The organism is Flavobacterium sp. 21.1 (genome assembly GCF_057801535.1).
Window position 1 is genome coordinate 386,471 of sequence record NZ_JBYNXA010000004.1, and the last position, 21,972, is coordinate 408,442.

General features: G+C 39.6%; 17 protein-coding genes. 9 read left to right on the top strand and 8 right to left on the bottom strand.

Annotation, left to right across the window (positions count from 1 at the left end):
- Positions 1 to 28 precede the first annotated feature (28 nt).
- Positions 29 to 1,663, top strand: a complete 1,635-nt coding sequence (locus AC3E9U_RS11175) for an ABC-F family ATP-binding cassette domain-containing protein (protein WP_488746989.1) — start codon at positions 29 to 31, stop codon at positions 1,661 to 1,663.
- 64 nt (positions 1,664 to 1,727) lie between these two features.
- Here AC3E9U_RS11175 and AC3E9U_RS11180 read toward each other — a convergent pair whose 3' ends face one another.
- The 3 genes from AC3E9U_RS11180 to AC3E9U_RS11190 are packed head-to-tail and all read right to left on the bottom strand — an operon-like array spanning position 1,728 to position 5,361.
- A complete protein-coding gene (locus AC3E9U_RS11180; protein WP_488746990.1) occupies positions 1,728 to 3,908 on the bottom strand; it encodes a vWA domain-containing protein in 2,181 nt (726 codons plus the stop codon).
- A gap of 32 nt (positions 3,909 to 3,940) precedes the next feature.
- Positions 3,941 to 4,858, bottom strand: coding sequence for a hypothetical protein (locus tag AC3E9U_RS11185; protein WP_488746991.1), 918 nt, complete (start codon positions 4,856 to 4,858; stop codon positions 3,941 to 3,943).
- A gap of 2 nt (positions 4,859 to 4,860) precedes the next feature.
- Entirely contained in the window at positions 4,861 to 5,361 is a 501-nt protein-coding gene (locus AC3E9U_RS11190) for an RNA polymerase sigma factor (RefSeq protein WP_488746992.1), read from the bottom strand.
- A 562-nt stretch (positions 5,362 to 5,923) separates the two neighbouring features.
- On the opposite strand from AC3E9U_RS11190, the gene AC3E9U_RS11195 reads away from it, so the two are divergent.
- Both AC3E9U_RS11195 and AC3E9U_RS11200 read left to right on the top strand, forming a co-directional pair.
- Positions 5,924 to 9,406 (top strand): T9SS type A sorting domain-containing protein, encoded by a 3,483-nt coding sequence (locus AC3E9U_RS11195; RefSeq protein ID WP_488746993.1) that lies wholly within the window; start codon positions 5,924 to 5,926, stop codon positions 9,404 to 9,406.
- A gap of 254 nt (positions 9,407 to 9,660) precedes the next feature.
- Entirely contained in the window at positions 9,661 to 10,821 is a 1,161-nt protein-coding gene (locus AC3E9U_RS11200; protein ID WP_488746994.1) for a hypothetical protein, read from the top strand.
- Positions 10,822 to 10,895: 74 nt separating this feature from the next.
- On the opposite strand, the gene AC3E9U_RS11205 is transcribed toward AC3E9U_RS11200, so the two are convergent.
- Together AC3E9U_RS11205 and AC3E9U_RS11210 are read right to left on the bottom strand one after the other, a co-directional pair.
- Positions 10,896 to 11,384 carry a YybH family protein gene (locus tag AC3E9U_RS11205; RefSeq protein ID WP_488746995.1) on the bottom strand — a complete coding sequence of 163 codons (489 nt, stop codon included), beginning with the start codon at positions 11,382 to 11,384 and terminating at the stop codon, positions 10,896 to 10,898.
- Positions 11,385 to 11,611: 227 nt separating this feature from the next.
- The gene (locus AC3E9U_RS11210; RefSeq protein ID WP_488746996.1) at positions 11,612 to 12,448 is read right to left on the bottom strand and encodes a DUF6929 family protein; all 837 of its coding nucleotides are present in this window, start codon (positions 12,446 to 12,448) and stop codon (positions 11,612 to 11,614) included.
- A gap of 62 nt (positions 12,449 to 12,510) precedes the next feature.
- Between AC3E9U_RS11210 and AC3E9U_RS11215 the strand changes: the two genes are divergently transcribed.
- A complete protein-coding gene (locus AC3E9U_RS11215; RefSeq protein WP_488746997.1) occupies positions 12,511 to 13,386 on the top strand; it encodes a PPK2 family polyphosphate kinase in 876 nt (291 codons plus the stop codon).
- A 9-nt stretch (positions 13,387 to 13,395) separates the two neighbouring features.
- Here the strand turns inward: AC3E9U_RS11215 and AC3E9U_RS11220 are convergent, their stop codons facing one another.
- Entirely contained in the window at positions 13,396 to 13,965 is a 570-nt protein-coding gene (locus AC3E9U_RS11220) for a hypothetical protein (protein ID WP_488746998.1), read from the bottom strand.
- A 217-nt stretch (positions 13,966 to 14,182) separates the two neighbouring features.
- Between AC3E9U_RS11220 and AC3E9U_RS11225 the strand changes: the two genes are divergently transcribed.
- Together AC3E9U_RS11225 and AC3E9U_RS11230 are read left to right on the top strand one after the other, a co-directional pair.
- Entirely contained in the window at positions 14,183 to 15,562 is a 1,380-nt protein-coding gene (locus AC3E9U_RS11225) for an MATE family efflux transporter (RefSeq protein WP_488746999.1), read from the top strand.
- 153 nt (positions 15,563 to 15,715) lie between these two features.
- The gene (locus AC3E9U_RS11230; RefSeq protein ID WP_488747000.1) at positions 15,716 to 15,943 is read left to right on the top strand and encodes a hypothetical protein; all 228 of its coding nucleotides are present in this window, start codon (positions 15,716 to 15,718) and stop codon (positions 15,941 to 15,943) included.
- Positions 15,944 to 16,019: 76 nt separating this feature from the next.
- Here the strand turns inward: AC3E9U_RS11230 and meaB are convergent, their stop codons facing one another.
- On the bottom strand, positions 16,020 to 17,120 hold the full coding sequence (meaB, locus tag AC3E9U_RS11235; protein ID WP_488747001.1) for a methylmalonyl Co-A mutase-associated GTPase MeaB: 1,101 nt from the start codon (positions 17,118 to 17,120) through the stop codon (positions 16,020 to 16,022).
- Positions 17,121 to 17,654: 534 nt separating this feature from the next.
- On the opposite strand from meaB, the gene AC3E9U_RS11240 reads away from it, so the two are divergent.
- The 3 genes from AC3E9U_RS11240 (at position 17,655) to AC3E9U_RS11250 (ending at position 21,407) form a co-directional block, all read left to right on the top strand.
- On the top strand, positions 17,655 to 18,566 hold the full coding sequence (locus tag AC3E9U_RS11240) for an AEC family transporter (RefSeq protein WP_488747002.1): 912 nt from the start codon (positions 17,655 to 17,657) through the stop codon (positions 18,564 to 18,566).
- On the top strand, positions 18,566 to 19,780 hold the full coding sequence (locus AC3E9U_RS11245; protein WP_488747003.1) for an MFS transporter: 1,215 nt from the start codon (positions 18,566 to 18,568) through the stop codon (positions 19,778 to 19,780). Before AC3E9U_RS11240 ends, AC3E9U_RS11245 begins: the two co-directional genes overlap by 1 nt.
- A 223-nt stretch (positions 19,781 to 20,003) precedes the next feature.
- Positions 20,004 to 21,407 (top strand): FAD-binding oxidoreductase, encoded by a 1,404-nt coding sequence (locus AC3E9U_RS11250; RefSeq protein WP_488747158.1) that lies wholly within the window; start codon positions 20,004 to 20,006, stop codon positions 21,405 to 21,407.
- A 54-nt stretch (positions 21,408 to 21,461) separates the two neighbouring features.
- Here AC3E9U_RS11250 and AC3E9U_RS11255 read toward each other — a convergent pair whose 3' ends face one another.
- Positions 21,462 to 21,863, bottom strand: a complete 402-nt coding sequence (locus tag AC3E9U_RS11255; RefSeq protein ID WP_488747004.1) for a hypothetical protein — start codon at positions 21,861 to 21,863, stop codon at positions 21,462 to 21,464.
- Between the last annotated feature and the right edge of the window lie 109 nt (positions 21,864 to 21,972).

Here is a 21,972-nt window from a genome sequence, read left to right on the forward strand (position 1 = left end):
AACGAATTTCAACTTTCAAAACGAAGCAATGATTACAGTAAACGATATCGCCGTAGAATTTGGAGGAACCACATTATTCAGTGAGGTGACTTTTGCCATTAATGAAAATGATAAAATTGCCCTTATGGGTAAAAATGGTGCAGGAAAATCTACACTTTTAAAAATAGTGGCCGGCGAAAACAAACCTACCCGTGGTGGGATTTCGGCGCCAAGCGATGCGGTAATTGCCTACTTACCTCAGCATTTGTTAACTGCAGATGATTGTACGGTGATGGAGGAAACATCAAAAGCTTTCGCTGATGTGTTGAACATGAAGGCTGAGATTGACAACATCAACGAGCAGTTAACCATCCGTACCGATTATGAAAGCGACGATTACATGAAACTGATCGAGCGTGTTTCCGAGTTGAGCGAGAAATATTATTCGATTGAAGAAGTAAATTACGAAGCTGAGGTAGAGAAAGTACTGAAAGGTTTAGGGTTTGAAAGAGAAGATTTCAACCGTTCGACCTCCGAGTTTTCAGGAGGATGGAGAATGCGTATTGAATTAGCGAAAATCCTTTTGAAAAAACCGGATCTGATTTTACTGGATGAGCCGACGAATCACCTGGATATGGAAAGTATTCAGTGGTTGGAGGATTTCTTAATCAATCAGGCGAAAGCGGTAATGGTAATTTCCCACGACCGTGCTTTCGTTGACAGTATTACGAACCGTACCATTGAAGTGACAATGGGACGTATATATGATTACAAAGCTAAGTATTCTGATTATCTGGTTTTAAGACAAGACCGAAGAATTCACCAACAGAAAGCCTACGACGAACAGCAGAAATTTATTGCGGATAATCAGGCATTTATTGAGCGTTTTAGAGGAACTTTTTCAAAAACGGAGCAAGTGCAATCACGTGTGCGTATGTTGGAAAAATTAGTTCTTGTTGAGGTAGACGAATTAGATACGTCGGCTCTTAAACTAAAATTCCCGCCATCACCTCGTTCGGGTCAATATCCTGTTGTGGTTGAAGAGTTATCAAAATCATACGGAGATCATGTGGTGTTCAACAGTGCGAGTATGGTGATCGAGCGCGGACAAAAAGTGGCATTTGTTGGTAAAAACGGTGAAGGAAAATCGACCATGATCAAAGCTATCATGAAGGAGATTGATTTCAATGGCGGAAAATTAGAGATTGGGCATAATGCTCAAATCGGGTACTTTGCACAGAACCAAGCTTCTTTATTGGACGGAGATCTGTCTATTTTTGATACCATTGATCAGATTGCAGTAGGCGATGTGCGTACAAAAATCAAAGATTTGTTAGGAGCGTTCATGTTTAAAGGTGATGATATTCAGAAGAAAGTAAAAGTGCTTTCCGGAGGAGAAAAAACGCGTTTGGCAATGATTAAATTGTTGTTGGAGCCTGTGAATGTTCTTATTCTGGATGAGCCGACCAATCACTTGGATATGAAAACCAAAGATATCATCAAAGATGCTTTAAGGGATTTCGACGGAACATTGATTCTGGTTTCCCACGATCGTGATTTCCTTGACGGATTGGCAGAAAAAGTGTTCGAATTCGGACACAAACGTGTGAAAGAGCATTTTGAAGACATCAAAGGTTTCTTAGCGCACAAGAAGATGGAAAGTTTGAAAGAGATTGAGAAATAAAATAAAAACAATAAAAAAACCCGATTACAATTATCGGGTTTTTTTATTTAGTGAATTACCTTAACTAATTCACCGCTTCTATTAATCTGATAAACTCGGCCCGATAGCCCTCGATATCATTCAATTTTCCTTGTAGAGCCAGTGATTTTATATCAGAAGTTGCTTTTTTGGATACCAGTTTGGAATCTCTCAGTTTCAACCCGAACCATGCCACGGCTGCGCCAAATTTAAAATCTGAGGAAGCAGTGCTTATTGCGTTGGCTTGGTTTTCAATTACCTGAACTATTTCAGTGCTTTTCTCACCATCCGGTTTTTTGTATCGGAATTTTACCGTAGCCAACTCGGCAGCATATTTGTCTGAATCTACAAGTGTTTTACTGTATTTTAATTCGGCGGTTTCCTTGTTGAATTCATCTTTTACGCCCGTTGGAATGATTTCATACAAAGCCGTTACCGTGTGTCCGCTTCCTAATTCTCCTGCGTCGATAGCATCATTAACGAAATCTTCGGCATTTAGTTTTCGGTTTTCGTAACCTATTAAGCGATAGTTTTGTACGTGCTTCGGATTGAATTCGATTTGGATTTTTACATCTTTGGCTATGGCATACAAATTTCCTTTAAACTCTTTGCCCAAAAAACGGTTGGCTTCCTGAATGGTATCGATATAAGCATAGTTTCCGTTGCCTTTATCCGCAAGCGTTTCCATTTTGCTGTCTTTGTAATTGCCCATTCCGTAGCCTAAACAAGTCAGGAAAACCCCGGATTTTCTTTTTTCTTCGATAAGTGTTTCCATGTCTTTATCCGATGAGGCACCCACATTAAAATCACCGTCCGTTGCCAGAATTACACGATTATTTCCGCCTTTAATGAAATGCTCCTGAGCTGTTTTATAGGCCAACTCTATTCCGGCGCCGCCCGCCGTACTTCCGCCCGCTTGTAATTTGTCCAAGGCATCAATAATCGTTTGCTTTTCCGCTCCGCTGGTAGGAGGCAAGACCAGTCCTGCAGCTCCGGCATAAACCACCATGGCAACTTTATCTTCTTTTCGTAATTGGTTTATTAATACTTTCATGGATTCTTTCAACAGTGGTAATTTGTTTTGGTCGCTCATTGATCCGGAAACATCGATCAGAAAAACCAAATTGGATGCGGGTAGGGCTTCCGTAGGGATGTTTTTGCCTTGTAAACCAATTTTTAGTAGTTTATGATTTTCGTTCCAGGGGCACTCGCTGTATTCTGTATTGATCGAAAACGGATGCTCGCTTTTCGGCTGCGGATAACTGTATTTGAAAAAATTGATCATTTCTTCCACACGAACAGCATCTTTAGGTACTTTTTGTCCGTTGTTTATAAAACGGCGAATATTGGTATACGAAGCATTGTCCACATCAATGGAAAAAGTCGATAAAGCTTCAGTAACCGGACTGGTAAACGGATTTTCTGTAAAAGATTCGTAGTCTTCATTGTCAGGTTCAACAACGGGAGGAATGGTTTGCTGATTCTCCTTGTCTGCTTTTAAAAGTTCCTCCAATTCCTTCTGATCTTTTTTAGATAAATTTCTAAAGGTTTTCACAACGATAACCCCATTTACGCCCAGGTCGCCATATAAGGCCGCGCCTTGAGCCGATTTCAGTACTTTGGTGGATTTGACGTACTTCGGATTTAAACTTTGAAGGGTTTGGGCTGATACAATCTGGTCGTTAACAACTATCAAGGCCTGATTGTTTCCAGATATAGAGCGGTTGCCTCTTAAAACAATACGGGTTGTACTGTTGACCCCATTATTAACTGTGTTAATTTGTAATCCTGAAACTTTACCGGCTAAAGACTGGACCACATTGGGATTGGCTGACTGGGTTAATTCTTTTGCTTTTACCACTTGGTTAGAAGACGTGATCTGATCCTGTCTTTTCTTAATACCAACAGATGTAACCACAACACTTTCAAGTGTAGTAGTTTCGGCAATCATCTGTACATTGATAGTGTTTGAAACGCCAACCGTAATTGACTGGTCTTTCATTCCGATAAAAGAGAAAACTAAAATTTCTCCGGTTTTTGCTTTAATGCTGTAGTTACCATCCTTGTCGGTTTGGGTAGTACGTGTTGTTTTCTTTATCGTGACCGATACGCCCGGCAGCGGTAATCCTCCTTCTGTAACGTTACCTGTAATCGTTTTTTCCTGTCCAAAAGCAAGGAAACTTATAAGCATAGCGATGCCTAATGAAAATGTTTTAATTTTTTCCATGATACTGATTTTTTTAAATTAAATGTGGAATGCTATTTCTTTTTCTCGGAAAGATTGGCCGGTTTTCCGTTTTTTGTGGTTATGATGACGACTCCGTTTTTTCCCTTTTCGCCATAAATGGCAGTAGCTTTTTCATTCTGCAGTACAGTAAGGTTTTCAATATCCTGTTTGTCCAGCGGCGAGTAAGGACTCGTTGGGTTAGGGCCGAAAAGTTGCTGTTCCGTATAATAACTTCCGTTTATGATATACAAAGGATTGTCCAAAATCACCACAGATTCCACATCGGTATCCTTCATGTTCGAAAGCGTTTTACTTTTTACCGCTTTGCCGTCAATTACAACCAACGGATTCTCTTTTTGTTGTACAGATTTGGTAGGGAGATTTGAGAAATCCGGATCTTTTCGTGAACCAGCCGCCGTACTTTGCTTCGGACTTACGGAAATGGTTTTGCTATCGGTATTAGGTTTTGTTAATTTTCCCGAATTGTCCATCTCTATTCGATTTTCAGGTATAATAGGGGCTTCCGTAGTGGTAACCGTGCTAATTGCTTCGCGCGGACTATTGGTACCACGGACAGTTGCTGTTTCCATGATCTTTTTCTCTTCAGGAAGTTGCTCTGCTTCAGGTTTAATAGTAGTAGGGTGAAGTGTGTTGATTTCTGTTGCTTCCTTATCTAAAGGTGTTTTGATCAATGAATCTTTTATAACGATAGTTTCTTTTTCCGTACTATCAGGTGTATTCCATTTGAAGAAAAGATAGCCTGTAGTTACCGTTAGCAAAACTGTGGCACCAACCGCAATTTTTTTCCAACGACTCTTTTGTTTTTGCAGCATTGTATGGTCGAGTTTATCTTCCACACGCATCCATACCTTATCCATTGCCGGAAAGTCTTTATGCTCAGTATTTTCAGCAGCTTTTTTTATTTGATTGAATAATTTATCCTGTTCCATGATTAACGTGCTTGTTGGTAATAAAGACGGCTGACTAATTCCTTCAATTTGGTTTTAGCCACATTCAATTGTGATTTCGAGGTGCCTTCTGAAATTTGGAGCATTTCGGCAATTTCTTTATGCCCATAGCCCTCAATAACAAAAAGATTGAAAATAGCCTGACAACCTTCAGGAAGTTGCTGTACCAATTTGAGTAAGTCTTCTTCTTCTAATTGGGTTTCAGCTGTGGTTTCCGGTTGCTGTGCAAGTTTTGTGTCCTCCAGATATAAATTAAAATTTACATTGCGCTTAAGTTGATGCAGGCAATGGTTCACGGTAATTTTTCTGGCCCAAGCTTCAAATGCGCCTAATTCTTTCAGTTGCTCCATTTTAGTGAAGATAGTGTAGAAAGCATCGGCCAATACCTCTTCTATTTCTTCCTCTTTTTTCAGATACCGTTTGCAGGTGCGATAAAGTTTGGGTGCCATCAACTCATACACCTTATGCTGGGCATCCCGGTGCATTTTTTTACAGGCAATTAAAATTTTTTCGTCTATCACAATAAGGTCTTTATAGGTAAAGAGGACTAAAAAAGGGAAAAGGTTGGAAAAGATACTGTTTTTTTAAGAAATTATTTTGCAGGGGGTGTAATGCTGTAAGAAATATGGAGTGGAGTCTAAGTAAAATGGAAGAATTCAGAAGATAGAAAGTTTGAAGGAAATTGAAAAAGAGAGCTACTAGATAAACAGTCTAAAATAGTTAAAATTGACCGATAGTTTTTTGCTGTCGGACTTCTTTTTTTCTAAATTCTGGGACGTAATGTATTATTTACGGGAAAAAAATCACCTATCACTTTGTTGTAATATTCGTAATTGTACGAAAAAAAGTGTAAAAATGTTAAAAAAATAGATTTTTTTTGTGAATTAAAATCGATATTCTAACTTTTTTTTATGTTAAAAAACGGCTGCATGTTTTTTTGTTAAATAAGTGTAACTATGCTGTTTTTCAGGTAGTTTCGAAAAATTTAAACCTTGTTTTTTGTTAATATTGATGCAAAATCAAAAAGCAACTAACATCGTTTAATTTATGAAGAAATTATTACTGTTTTTATTCATTGTGGTTCAGGCGAATCTGATGTGTGCCCAAAGTGTTGGGGACACGATCAGGGTGCAGGCTTTTAATCACAACAGCATTAGCCGGGATACACTGATTGGTTTTCCGAACAACCCGAGTTTGACTTTTGAAAAAATCATTCTTAAATACAACCTTCGTTGCCGAAACGCAACGGTAAGAAATGGACCGGAAGACGGTGTGACGGGTTGTGGTGAATGGGACTACTCGGTTAATACGTTTATTGGCGATAGTTCGAAAATCGAAAAAGTGCTTTTCAAACAGCCTAACTACACAATCACAGGTTTCACAGGAACTTCTTTCCCTTACACCTCTCAGCAAACCTATGATCATTACGATTTTACTCAGAAGAATGTGGTGTTGAACTCTACAATTTCTGAAAATGCATACCAAGTTGGGACCGGAAGTGTTTTGATGTCAAATTTGGTTAAAACTAACCTGAAAAGTGGTAGATCACAAATGCTTATTACTGCAGCTCAATTAACGGCTGCCGGATTTACTGCGGGTAATATTAATGCCATCAGTCTGAATGTATCTAATACCGGAGGACTTGCGAAATTCCTGAAAATAAAAATGAAGAGCAGCGCCGCCACAAGTATGCAGGCAAGTGCACTTGACTTTACAGGTTTTACCGATGTGTATTTCAGGGATTATACTTTCGTGAACGGTGCTAACAGAATTCAGTTTCATACACCGTTTAACTGGAACGGAACCAGCAATATCATTATCGAAATGTCCTTTACTAACGGGACAAACGGAACCAATATTGACTTCTTAGGATTCACAAATCCTGAAAACAGAGTGCTTACGGCAAGTAATATTGCTGCAATTAATGTTGCCGGTGGGGGATATGTTGATATTGGTACGCAATTTTTCAACACGATCAACAGTCAGGTAACAGTGAGTTTCTGGACTAAAGGAGATAGCGCAATGCCAGTAAGTAACAGTATTATTTATGGTTATTCAAATAATAATACCGATGAGCGACAGTTAAATATTCACATGCCTTGGAATTCGGATGTTTATTTTGATTGCGGTTATGTGGGAACTACTTTCGACAGGCTACAAAAAGCATACGGTTCAGCCAGTGTAATTAAAGACGTTTGGAATCATTGGACTTTTACTAAAAATACTACCACTGGTGTGATGAACATTTATTTAAATGGTGTTTTGTGGCATACCGGTACAGGCAAAACAAAAGTGATGAACATCATGAACTTTGTTTTGGGTAGATTATATACTCCTGTATATAATAATAACTACATGGGTCGTATCAGAGAATTATCCGTTTGGAATACAGAATTATCTGCAGCAACTGTAACAGCCTGGAAAAATAAGACAATCGATAATACACACCCTAACTACTCGAGCTTAGTGGCATACTATAAATTAGATGAACTGACTGGGCAGACTGTAACTGATACTAAAAATGCAGTAGTATCTCAAGGAACAAACCTAAACTGGGATTATGAAAGAGGGGATCAGTTAACAACGACTTTTACAGAATCTTCTGTTTTACCAAATATTACTTTTTACCGTGGAACTTACAACCAAACAGTTACTGATGTGGTAGCGCGTTTTTCTTATCCGCGAAGCAAAAAAACGGTTAAAAGTTATTCGATCACTTCTATGGAAGGTATAATGCCTATGAGAAATGACGTTATCAATACAGTGGCTACGACTTTCATGTTTGATACTACTGCAGAAAACGTTTATAATGGGGACACGGGTGCATTAGTAACCACACTTCCCGTTACACCGGAAGGGACTTTGGCTATAGTAGATTTGGATTATTACAAAAGATATCCTTTCTATAATGAGATTATGTCGTTTGTTTCACCTTATGGTAACGGATTGGACTTAGGTCCGAACGGAAAATCATGGTACTTTGACATGTCTGACTACGTGAAATTGCTAAAAGGGAACAAGCAATTAGTGGTTAACGGCGGTAAGTGGCAGGAAGAAATGGATTTGGAGTTTTTATTTATCGTAGGAACACCTCCAAGAAATGTGGTACAGTACGATCAGGTATGGCAAGGACAGTACCGTATGGGGAATGTTAGTATTGCGAATATCATCAATGGTTCAAAATTTACAACAAACAACTATCAGTTCAGTCCTTCTGCAACTTCGTTTAAACTGAAATCGTCGATTACTGGTCACGGTAATGAAGGTGAATTTCAGGCCAATGGAGGTCAGGTTTATCACAAGATATTATTGAATAATGTGGAGAGATATAACTGGGCAATTTCAACAAGTTGTTCTGAAAATCCAGTTTACCCACAAGGAGGAACATGGGTTTACGACAGACAGGGATGGTGTCCGGGACAAAGAACAACATTGAAAGAGCAAGACCTGACTCCAAACGTTACTGCAGGAAGTACAATGGCATTTGACTATAGAACTTCGAACCCTTCTAATGCTTCAGGTACTTATAATTATATTGTAACACACCAAATTGTGGGATATGGAGCACCTAACTTTACAGTAGACGCTGCTATTGATCAGGTAAAAGCGCCAAATAACTCAAATACTGAGTTTTCAAGAATCAACCCAATGTGTGAAAGACCGATTGTGACCCTTAAAAATACAGGTGCCACAACTTTAACGTCTGTTGCGATCGAGTATTGGATTAACAATGCTGCCGCACATCAAACGTACACTTGGACAGGTTCGTTAGCTTCTATGGCTTCTACCGATGTGCTTTTGCCAATAAATAACTTGTGGACCGTAGGGGTTAACAGTACAAACAACAAGTTTAATGTAAAAATTACGGCTGCTAATGGTGGTGCTGATGGTTACGCCAGAAATAATCAGGTAGTTTCGAAATTCAGCTTACCGGATGTGATGCCATCTGTATTTAAAATACAACTGAGAACGAATAATCAACCGTTCCAGAACAGTTATACGCTTTATAATTCCAGTGGAGCCGTAGTTGATACAAAAACTTTTTCAACCGCGAATACGACTTACACCTATACATATCAGTCGCCTCAGGTAACTAATGGTTGTTATCATTTGAGACTGAATGATACCGGTAAAGACGGATTATCGTGGTGGGCAAATAGCTCTCAGGGAACGGGCTATATCAAAATTTTGGATGCTTCCAATACTGTTATTAAAACACTGAATCCTGATTTTGGTGGTGGAGTTGATTACAGTTTCTCTGTGAATACACTACTTTCTACTGATGATATCGTTTCTAAAAAAGAAATCAACGTATATCCAAATCCATCTAACGGACACTTTACAGTGGTAGGAGACGATTTAATCGGATCAGAAATTGTTGTTTTCGATATTTTAGGACAAAAAGTAGCAGAAAAAACTGCAGACGATAATTTTGTCGAATTTAACCAAAACAACTTAAAAACAGGTGTTTATATGGTTAAAATTCAAAAAGGAAAACAGGTTGACGTTAAGAAGTTAATTGTGAACTAATAGCCTTATTACGTAACTTGGAGACCCTCAGACATTCTATTTGTCTGGGGGTTTTCTTTTTAATATGGTTTATCTGTAGCTTGTTGAATGGTAGCGGATTATTTGTGGAGTGCTATATAACTGTAAAAAAGTACTTATTATCGTTTTATTGTGGTTTGTAAGAAATAGAAGAATAATAAGTATCTGTTTTTCAGTAGGTTTAAGGTATTTTTTGTAACTTTAAAAAAATAAGTCATAACCAAAACAGATTATTTATGAAAAACTGGAAACACATATTCATTCTTTTTGTGATTGGTCTTCTGAGTATATCCGTTTATCCGCAGGATAAAGAAGGCGGGGAAAGTTTGGGATTGCCGGGAGACGGATTGGATCTTTATGCGGTTTTAGATCTTTTTCAAAAATCAAAAACCATTGAGGGTTTTGAGAAATCCCTGAACGAAGAAAAAACCAAAATCAATAATCTGGATCTGGATCTGGATAAAAAAGTAGATTTCATAAAAGTAGTTACAAAACAAAAAGATAAGTCCTTTTCATTTATACTTCAGGTTGCTGTCAGCGAATCCGAAACACAGGATGTGGCCGTAATTTTATTGGATAAAGATAAAGAAGGGAAGGTTACAATGCAGATTGTCGGAGACGAGGCGTTATACGGCAAGAATTATATTGTGGAGCCCAAAGGTAAAGAAACACCGAATCCCGGCTATACAGGAGCAGAGCCCGCAACAAAAGAACAGCAGCAGGCACAGCAAACAACCGTCGTGGTGGTTGAACAGGCTCCAGTCGTGCAATACGTCTATTCGCCAGCCTATGTGCCCTATTATCCGCCTTATTATTACGGATATTATCCCCCTTATTTTGCTGCATTTAGAGTAATGGCTTGGGGAATTTACGCCAACAATCACTATCACCATCATCACGGTGGGTATTATCACAATTCGAATGTTGTAATCAATAATAATAATTTTAATAACTATAACAGTAACAGAAATACATCCAATAGAGTGACCCAACACAACCGTGACGGAAGTTACCGAAACAGCGAAGGAGTAAGTGACAGGGCCGGTAATCGCGCCTCAGCGGGAACCAATGATCGAGGGGGCAATCGTCCATCTGCTGGAACTAATGATAGAGGTGGCAATCGCCCTTCTGCCGGAACTTCTGATCGGGGGGGCAATCGACCTTCTGCCGGGACTTCCGATAGAAGTTCCAGCCGTCCGTCTGCAGGAACATCAGACCGTTCTTCGATGGGAGGGGCATCACCATCAACACGCCAGTCTTCCGGTTCATCCCGACCATCATCGAGTAATATGAGCTCAGGACGCACAAGAAGCAGCGGCAGCTATGGCGGCGGCGGTTTTAGCGGCGGTGGCGGTGGCGGAATGCGAGGCGGTGGCGGTGGCGGTCGCAGAAGATAATCTGAAGGTATATCGTAAATAAAAAGTGGGAGAACAATTGCCTCCCACTTTTTATTTATCCTACTTTGTAATCGCTATTTTAAAGGCATTTCAGAAGCGCTCATGTCTCTTACACATACATATTTGCCGTCTCTTTTTTCAAATAAGCTCATGTAATTTCCGCTGTTTACAGTGGTGTCAGTTGAGTCGACTACTTTATAGGAACCAACTTCCACAACCTGATTTCCGTCGTTGGATACAAAAACATCGTTGGTTTGAAATGAGATTTTGTTAGTACTGCCAGCCTTTAAATCTGATTTTAAAAAATCTACGATAGCGGGCTTACCTACTAAAGGAGGTCTGTTCTGAAAAAAAGTTGTCGCATCGTCGGCATAATAACCGATGTCTTTAAGTTCCCCGGCATTATACGTTGCGGCAAATTCATCTTCTTTTGCCTGTATTTCTTTCTTGATTTGTTCTTTGTCAACCACCGGTGCTGCGGTTTCTTCTTTTTTGGTATTACAGGAAAACATTAAGGTTAGCATACTTCCTAATAACACTCCTTTAATGGTCTTGTTTTTCATAAGTAGAGGATTTAACACTTAAAGTTACTATAAAAATCAGAATATCAGTCAGTTTGTAGTAAAAATTATATAATATTTTATTTAATACCGCTAAAGTGTTGGTGTAGGAAAGAGAATAGAGAATGAAGGGAAAAGGAAAAGTAAGAGAAGAAAGAAACAAGGAGGAAGAGGCAAGAACAGAAAAGGGACCCTTTATTAAGCAGCCCCTTTTTTATATTTTTTAAAAATCAGTTTTTTTTCAGAACCAGTTTGTGAACCGACGTTTTTAATTCGCCCGTGTCATTGTCCTCGCAAAGAAGAAATGTAATGTCTTTATCGGTTTCCTGACAGAGTGCCAAACCTTCAAATTTATGGGTTTCGGTAATTTTTTTAGTGAAATCGATTTTCATTTTCTGCGAATCGATGCAACCTATGAAATTGCCCAAAACTTCTCCGTCTTTGTAGGTAGAAGTAGTGTTTTCTGCGGTAGCTAAAAAATAGATTTTGTCCTTGACCAAAATAGCATCGGTAAAACTTGACCGTATTCCTTTTATTTTAGGGAGTTTAAATTCGGTTACAATGATGTTGAACTCTTCAGTAAGATTCTTTCCCTGAACTGTGAAAATGATGTTTTTTCCTTTACTACCATTCCCTCGATTAAACAAAAACCAATCCGTACCATTGTAAACAGCGCCTTCAATGTTGAGATCATTTTCAGGTAGTTCGGCAAAGGTTTGCATGCCAAGATACAGATCGCTCAAGTCTGTTGTAGCGATGATTTTCTTTGATTGGGCGTCCATCGTCACCATCTTGTTTCTGTTTGCCGTGGATCCGGAACCGAAAACATAAATCTTTCCATCATATTCCGTAACGGCTTCGAAATCGGGTTTGTCTTTTTTGGGAATGGCTTCCGATGGATTCTCCGTTAACGGATGACGCTCCAATTCCTTGTTTGTCATTTGGTATTCGTACAGGTAACTGCTGTTGTCACCAATGATGAATAAATAGTCGTTTTTATAGATAAGTCCGGAAGCTGAACCGATCCCTATGATTTGAAACAGAAGTTCTAATGTGAATTTGTGCATGTTGTGATTTTAGGAAAAGCTCCTAAAAATAATTATATTTACGTACATAAACCCAAAAAAGCATGGCAATATTTAATCCTGACAATTTTAAAATTACCGTTCCTTTTCAAATCAATGATTTTCCGACGGTATTGCAGACCCATATCGACGATGAAGAAAAAGAAGAGAAGCTCGATAAAGTCCAGGCCAAATTGAGCGAGCTGCAGGACGCGATGTACGCCCACAACCGATATGGAGTGCTGATCTGCCTGCAGGGAATGGATACCTCGGGCAAAGACAGCCTGATTCGCGAGGTTTTTAAGGAATTCAATCCGCGCGGTGTAGTAGTGCATAGTTTTAAAACGCCGAATTCCACGGAACTGGAGCACGATTATTTATGGCGTCATTATCTGGCTTTACCTGAAAAAGGGAAATTTGCGGTTTTTAACCGTACCCATTATGAAAACGTTTTAGTGACCCGCGTTCATCCGGAATATATTTTAAACGAAAACCTGCCGGATATTGAAAAAGTCGAAGACATTACGCCTGAATTTTGGGAAAACCGCTTTGAGCAGATCAATAATTTCGAGAAACACATCACGCAAAACGGAACCATCGTCCTGAAGTTCTATTTTCACATGAGCAAAGAAGAACAACGCAAACGTCTCTTAAGAAGATTGGAGCAGGAGGAACATCATTGGAAATTTTCTCCCGGCGACCTGAAAGAGCGCGAACGTTGGGGTGATTATATGAAATTTTACGAAGAAGCGATCAATAAAACCTCAAAACCACATGCGCCCTGGTACGTGATTCCTTCTGATGATAAGGAAATGGCCCGTTATATGGTAGCGAAGATCATCTGGGAAGAAATGAAACAGTATACCGACATCAAAGAACCGCAACTCGACGAAAAAGTAAAAGCCAATTTCGCAATGTTTCGGGATCAGTTGAAGAAATAAAAAAAACGCCTATTTAGGCGTTTTTTTATTTTTAGCGTTTTTCTTTTTAAGATTGTTCATTTTTTTATAGCTGTATCCATAGGCCAATCGCAACGAAATTTGTCCCAGATCAAACTGATTGTAGTTTTCATAGCGCAGACTGATGTCGATGTGTTTGGTGGCTATTCCCATTCCCGGTGCCCATAAGAAAGAGTTTCCTAATTCTTTCGTGACTCCAAAGGCGCCGCCGACTTCCCCCAATACATAATACTGATTACCTAAAAATGATTTAAAACCTAATTTGGCAGGAATGAAACCGGAATCTTTCCCGGGGCGGAATAAGTGATTGTAACCGCTGGTAAAAGCTAATGACGTTTTGGTGGTGATGTCATACTGCAATCTGGCGTCTGCACCTAAACTGAAATTGTAGCCGTCTCCACTGATGGGGATGCCGCCGTTGAGTCCGAACCCAAGACGCCAATGACGCAGATATTGCGGGTTTAGGGGTTCTTCATCTTGATTTTGTGCTTTTGTTTCGATTGTCAATAGAAGCAATAAAAAGATAAAAAGCAGATTTTGAATTTTGGGAAAATTTCTCATGCTGAAATATTTTTTGGGGTTAATTTTTCAGTATGAAAACAGCAAATTCCGGTTTTTAGTTTACTGGCAAATGTTAAAATAGTTGAAGTTTCCAATTGGACGACCGTATTGCTTTGACTTTTAAATTTTTACGTAAAAATCAAAAATCAGTTAAATTTTTAATTTTCGATAACATTTTCCGAAAATCTAGTCCTTACCTTTGCGCAAAATTTAAAAAATGCGTTTGTCTGTTTACACCAAGGAGTTCTCTAATAATTTAAAGTTGGCTTATCCAATTATTCTCGGGATGCTGGGCCATACTTTAGTGGGGATTGTTGATAATATCATGGTCGGAAAATTAGGCCCGACGGAATTGGCAGCAGCTTCTTTGGCAAACAGTTTCGTATTTATCGCCATGTCGATCGGAATCGGATTTTCTACGGCCATTACGCCTTTGGTTGCAGAAGCAGACGGTGAAAAAAACGTTGATAAAGAACGTACTATTTTCCATCACGGACTGGTTTTGTGTTCGATTTTAGGAATTGCATTATTCTCGATAATCTATTTTTCAAAACCGCTGATTGTCTATATGGGCCAGCCGGCAGCTGTTGTGGAAATGGCAAAACCGTTTTTGGATATCGTTGCCTTTTCATTGATTCCGTTGATCATTTTTCAGGGGTATAAACAATTTGCAGACGGAAAATCGGAAACGAAAGTCGCCATGTGGGCCAATCTGCTTTGTAACATCGTCCATGTGTTTTTAAATGTGGTTCTGATTTACGGACTTTGGTTCTTCCCAAAGTTAGGAATGCTGGGCGCGGCGTACGGAACGGTGATTTCGCGTTTCGTGATGCTGATTTTCATTCATTTCTCTTTAAAACATAAAGCGAGATTTCAGACCTACTTCCATCAGTTTTCGTTTGATGAACTTCGTAAGGATATTGTAAACAAAATTGTGAATCTTGGTTTACCGTCATCCATGCAGATGTTCTTTGAAGTAGCCTTGTTCACCGGAGCTGTCTGGCTTTCAGGCGTTGTCGGTACAACGAGTCAGGCGGCAAATCAGATTGCACTGAGTTTAGCAACGTTTACGTTTATGTTCGTATCCGGATTTGGTGTAGCGGGTATGGTCCGTGTGGGTAATTTTAAAGGATCGCAGGATTTTGTAGGATTGCGAATCGTAGCGCGTTCGATATTTTTACTGGCGATCATTGTTCAGGTGATTTTCGCCCTTATTTTCGTGGTATTCCATCAGTTTTTACCGGAAATGTTTATGAATGCCCACGATTTAGCCCATTTAAAAGACAATGCGGAAGTGATTTCCATCGCTTCCCAATTAATAATCATTGCGGCCATATTCCAGATTTCAGATGGTGTTCAAGTTGTGGTTTTGGGGGCTTTACGGGGTTTACAGGATGTGAAAATACCAATGTATATTACTTTTGTTTCGTATTGGATCATCGGGTTTCCGATTTCAATTTACCTCGGATTATATACGGAACTCAAAGCGGTAGGAATCTGGATCGGACTTTTAGCAGGATTAACCTCGGCAGCCCTATTTTTGTACATCCGTTTTAACATGTTGTCCAATAAACTGATATTGAAAAATCACGGATAGCGATTTCGATGTAATTGGAAGTTTTAGCATTTTAGAAGAGGAGTTTTTTAAAGTTTATTTGTTTATTCGTTTCTTTGCTGAACAATAATCAAATAACCAAATCCTCAAATTGTCACATTACCAAATTCTCAAATAATCAAAAAATCAAAACATATGGAATTACCAAAATTCGTATTAGCAGACAACACTGATTTCCCGGACGATATTTTTATCATACACTTAGATTATCCTCGTTTTGTCATCAATTTAAAAGATGATGAAATTGAATTCTTAGAGGAATTAGACGAAGAAGAAGAGGAGGAAATCGAAGCGGAAATGGAAAGACTAATCAATCAGGCCGGTGAGTTTTACGATAGGGAGATGAAACGTTACGAAGAGTAGTTTCCAGATGGCAGAATGCAGATTTCAGAAAGCAGATTTCAGTCTAATAAAGTGCATTCTGCCAACTGCTATCTGATCACTGACCCTTCTTATAAGCGTTCAAAAGCAACTGCGCAGCAGCAAACGGCGAAATCTCATGATCCTGCACCGCTTTTTTAGTGGACTCCAACAGTTTTTCGATTTCGGGATGATTGTAGAAATTCAGTTTCAGCTGCTCGTTGATGGTTTCCAGCATCCAATAATGACTTTGGTCTTTTCGTCTTATATCAAAATACCCGTTTTCTTTTGTTAACGTAAAATACTCTGTAATCGTCTCCCAAACCTCTGAAATGCCTTCATTTGTCAAAGCACTGCAGGTATTCGCTTTCGGAGACCAACCCGAACTTTTCAAAGGGAAGAGGTGTAAAGCACGGTTAAAATCGACCTTCGCCAGTCGGGCACGCTTGATGTTATCACCATCCGCTTTGTTGATCACAATCGCATCGGCCATTTCCATGATACCTCGTTTGATACCCTGTAATTCATCACCGGCTCCGGCCAGATTGAGAAGTAAAAAGAAATCCACCATACTGTGCACCGCCGTTTCGCTCTGCCCAACACCAACGGTTTCAATCAGGATAGTATCAAATCCGCAGGCTTCACACAGGATAATGGCTTCACGGGTTTTTCGCGCCACACCACCCAAACTTTCACCCGAAGCACTCGGACGGATATAAGCATTTTCATCCTTCACCAGTTCTTCCATACGGGTTTTATCGCCTAAAATACTACCATGCGAAATGGAACTACTGGGATCGACCGCCAAAACAGCGACTTTCTTTCCGATAGACGTCAGGTATTTTCCAAAGGCTTCGATAAACGTACTTTTACCAACGCCAGGCACACCGGTGATCCCAATTCGCAATGAATTATTGGCATGAGGCAAGCAGCCCTTGATGACTTCATTAGCTTTTTCAAGATGCGCGGCACTGGTGCTTTCGACTAACGTAATTGCACGGCTCAAGGCTACTTTATCGCTTTTCAGTATGTTGGTGATCAATTCTTCGGCCGACGGTTGCTTTCTGCGGAATTGCTGAATATGCTCCACAGAAGAAGCACTGATGCTTTCCGGTTGTTCGATGCCGTCATTTTCTTTTAAAGCCGAAGGATGTGTTTTTTTAAGTGCCACAGGAATCAATTAATGCAGTAAAATTAAGGAAAAAGTGCACAATGTTCAAGGATATTCAAACATTGTATATTTTATGGATAGTTACTGTGACTGTTTTTTACAATTTTAAAGAGAGACAACAGTTTTTAATTCTATTTTCACGCCGATTACGCAGATTTTCGCGGAGTTTTTTCTTATAATTTTCTTATAAGCTATTTCAATTACTTAGTGATTCTAATTCATTTTTAAAGTGAACTGCAAAGAATCTGCGAAAATCTGCGGAATCTGCATGCGAGTAAATAAAAATGCAAGGATTTAAGATTAACCAAACTTTAGATCCATAAAAATCTACGTTTTGCGCATCTGTGTCATCCGCGTTCCAAATTTAACTCTACAGTGCGTAAAATCACTTTGGTAGAACCCGAAATCTATAAAAATCTGCATTACCGACATCTACATCATCAACGTTCAATTAAAAAGAATAATCTTAACCAAATGCTAAAGTTGAATAAAATAGGGACTTAAAAATGAAATAGTAGTAATTTTGCCTTGCTTTAAATCACTATGGATAATATTTTACTCATTTTCGTCTGTATGCTTTTGGGTTTTTTACTCAATAGAAGTTCAGCGTTTCCACCGTTAAGTTACAAAATACTTAATCAGTTTGTGATTTTCATATCGCTTCCGGCCGTTGCGTTGTATTATATCCCGAAACTCGAAATCAGTTCCAAACTTTTGTTCCCGCTGGGAATTGCCTGGTTGGGTTTTGCACTTTCCTATATCTTTTTTACCGCTCTCGGAAAAATGCTCGGCTGGTCAAAAAAACTAACAGGATGTTTGATCATCACTGCAGGGTTGGGGAATACTTCGTTTGTGGGTTTCCCTATAATCGAAGCAGTTTACGGTAAAGAAGGACTCGAAACCGCTGTAATTGTAGATCAGCCGGGTTCGTTCGTAGTGGTTTCTACATTAGCCATTTTGGTGGCGACTATGTATTCAAGAGGAACGGCAAGTTCAAGTGCTATCTTTAAAAAAATACTTTTTTTTCCACCATTCATTGCCTTTGCGGTTGCTACTTGTCTGAATGTTATGCAGTTGGATTTTTCGGAAATGCTGCAATCGGTTTTTCAAAGACTTGGAACCACAGTTACACCAATAGCCTTGGTTTCAGTCGGAATGCAACTGGAATTTGACAGCAAAAGCAAACACTGGGGATACCTGGGTTTAGGATTGTTCTTCAAATTATTGATTACACCTTTATTCTTCTATCTGTTATACGTTTTACTATTAAACGGAAGCGGCTTGGAAGTAAAAGTTTCCATACTTGAAGCGGCCATGGCTCCAATGATCACAGGAACAATTGTCGCCTCTACCTATGGTTTGAAACCTAAACTAAGCAGTATGATGATTGGTTTTGGAATTCCGATTTCATTCCTGACATTAATTTTCTGGTACTTTATTTTACAGCATATCTGATGAAAACAACGACGGCAACAGCTACATTAGAAAAAGAAAACAGAGTAGAAACAACGGTGTATTCCATCTTGTTTTCCATTTGTTTCGCGCATTTGATAAACGATTTACTGCAAGCGGTAATTCCGGCGATGTATCCGGTTTTAAAAGCAAATTACGGTCTGTCGTTTACGCAGGTCGGACTGATAACGTTTACCTATCAGGTTACGGCTTCTCTATTACAGCCTTTCGTCGGAATTTATACGGATAAAAAACCAAAACCGTATTCACTTGCCTTTGGAATGTTATTCTCGCTTAGCGGAATCATAATGCTTTCTCAGGCTTCCAGTTTTCCTTTGATCTTGGCTTCAGTGGCGATGGTGGGAATAGGTTCTTCCATTTTCCATCCTGAAGCTTCCCGAGTGGCGTTCTTAGGTTCGGGAGGTAAACGCGGGCTGGCGCAATCTATCTTCCAATTGGGAGGAAATACGGGAACAGCGATCGGACCTTTGTTGGTAGCGTTAATCGTAGTGCCGCGCGGACAGTCTTACATTTTATGGTTTGTGTTGTTTGCTGTGGTAGGAATCTTGGTCCTGAGCAGAATCGCCGTTTGGTACCAACAAAAACTTATGTCGCTGCACGGAAAGAAAAAAGGCGGTGAGAGAATGCATAATTTATCGCCTCTGAAAGTAAAAATGTCAGTGATTTTATTGCTGATCCTGATTTTTTCCAAATCGTTTTACACGTCCTCGATGTCGAGTTACTTCACGTTTTACCTGATCGAAAAATTCCATATTTCGGTACTACAGGCACAGTACCATTTGTTCTGGTTCCTGGGTGCGGTGGCGGTCGGAACATTGATTGGCGGACCGTTAGGCGATAAGTTCGGACGAAAATATATCATCTGGTTCTCTATTTTAGGCGCAGCCCCTTTCACGTTGATGCTGCCGTTTGCGAATTTGTTCTGGACCGGAATCTTATCGGTAATCATCGGAGTGGTTATTGCTTCGGCGTTCTCCGCAATTCTGGTTTATGCACAGGAATTAATGCCTGAAAAAATAGGGATGATCTCCGGATTGTTCTTCGGTTTCGCATTCGGAATCGGAGGTTTGGGCTCAGCCGTTTTAGGTTATCTGGCCGATAGGACTTCCATAGAATTTGTATACGGAATCTGTTCGTTCCTGCCTTTAATTGGAATTATCGCTTATTTCCTTCCAAATCTTAAAAAGAAACATTAGTTTTTTTAGGAGCTTTTTCCCGCTATCCGCTATATCTTTTCAAACGGTCATTTCGAGAGCCTCAATGACCGTTTGAAAAGGATGCCGCTGCAAACATTTATGTTCACTGAACTCCGCTAAAAAATAATATTTAGTGAAGTAATCAGGGCGGATTCGAATTGCAATTTGATGAAATAACTTTGTAACTTTGACACTTAACATACTTTGATACTTAGTTATGACAATGCAAATCACACCCGAAATACTTCAAAAACTTCAAAATATAGTCGGAGCCTCTTTCGTTTTTACCGATGAGGAAACCCGAAATAATTACGGTCACGACGAAACCGAAGATTATGTTTTTCCACCTTCTGTAGTGGTAAAACCGGCTTCGGCTCAGGAAATTTCTGAAATTGTAAAAATAGCCAACGAATATAAAATCCCAGTAGTTCCCATTGGTGGAAGAACGGGTTTGAGCGGTGGTGCATTGAGCATTCATCAGGGCATTGCTTTATCCACCGACCGTCTGAATAAGATCATCGAAATCGACGAAAAAAACCTCCAGGTTACCACCGAACCGGCCGTTATCACACAGGTTTTGCAGGATACTGTTTTAGAAAAAAGTCTGTTCTATCCGGTAGATCCAAGCAGTCGTGGCAGTTGTTTCATTGGTGGAAATATAGCCGAAAATGCGGGTGGTGCAAGAGCCGTGAAATACGGAGTTACCAAAGACTATGTTTTAAATCTGGAAGTGGTGCTGCCAACTGGAGAAATCATCTGGACAGGCGCCAATACGCTTAAAAATTCAACAGGTTACAATCTGACGCAGCTGATGGTCGGGAGTGAAGGGACATTAGGAATTATCACCAAAATTGTTCTGAAACTGTTGCCGAAGAATTCCCATAACGTATTAATGTTAGTGCCGTTTTACAAAGCCGAACAGGCATGTGAAGCAGTTTCAGCGATTTTCAGAGCCGGGGTAGTTCCGAGTGCGTTGGAGTTCATGGAGCGCGATGCTATTGATTGGGCAATCAAGTTCATTGAAGGCGTGAATGTGGATATCAAGGATAATATCGAAGCGCATCTGTTAATCGAAGTGGACGGAAATTACCCGGATGTTTTAATGCTCGAAGCTGAGAAAATAATGGGCGTAGTTGAAAATTTCGAGATTGACGAAATCCTTTTTGCTGATACTGAAGATCAGAAAAATGCACTTTGGAGAATGCGCCGTGGCGTTGCGGAAGCGGTAAAATCCAATTCGGTTTACAAAGAAGAAGATACGGTGGTGCCTCGTTATGAATTACCGACATTATTAAAAGGAATCAAGGAAATAGGGAATAAATACGGATTCAAATCGGTTTGCTATGGTCATGCCGGCGACGGTAACCTGCATGTGAACATCATCAAAGCGAATATGACCGACGAAAACTGGAAAACTGAAGTTCCCAAAGGCATCCGCGAAATCTTTGAACTGACCGTTTCGTTAAAAGGAACCTTATCAGGAGAGCACGGTATCGGTTATGTGCAGAAGAATTTTATGGATATTGCCTTTTCTGATACACAACTGCAATTGATGAAAAGTATCAAACAGGTTTTTGATCCGAATACGATATTGAATCCGGGGAAGATTTTTCCGGACCGACTTTAAGTGAAGTTATAAAAATAAAAAGGGCTGAAATTTTCTTTTCAGCCCTTTTTATTTTTAGTGATTGTTCAGGAATTCTGCCAAAACCGCATCCGGATTTTTAAACGTCGGCGGTTGTTCCGTAATGGTAGCGATTCGTTTTTTGTTTAATTTCATGGTGATGTCGGCTTCAGTGGTAAACAATAAAACCCACATAAACGGATTGTTGATGTAAGGTACCAGTTCGGTTTCCATTGCCTCCAAATCCACGATTTTTTCAATTTCCTGCAGCCCTTCATTGTAAATTTTGTGGATGACGGATAATTTTAATACACCATCTTCTACAGCTGTTCTCACATAAATGTTCTGCAGTTCCGGTCGGCCGATCGTTTTTGTTAATGTCAGTTTTGCAAAGGTGCCGTCGGCAATGCTGGTTTTAACGGCATCAAAAAAAGTATTGTATGTGGAAATGTTTAACATTTTTCGTTCTGATTGGATTACAAAAGTAGCTTTTTTGATATTGATTAAAGCGATTTCCTTTCTTTTTAAGTCGGATAGATGTTGAATTTGCGCAAATCTGATAAAAATC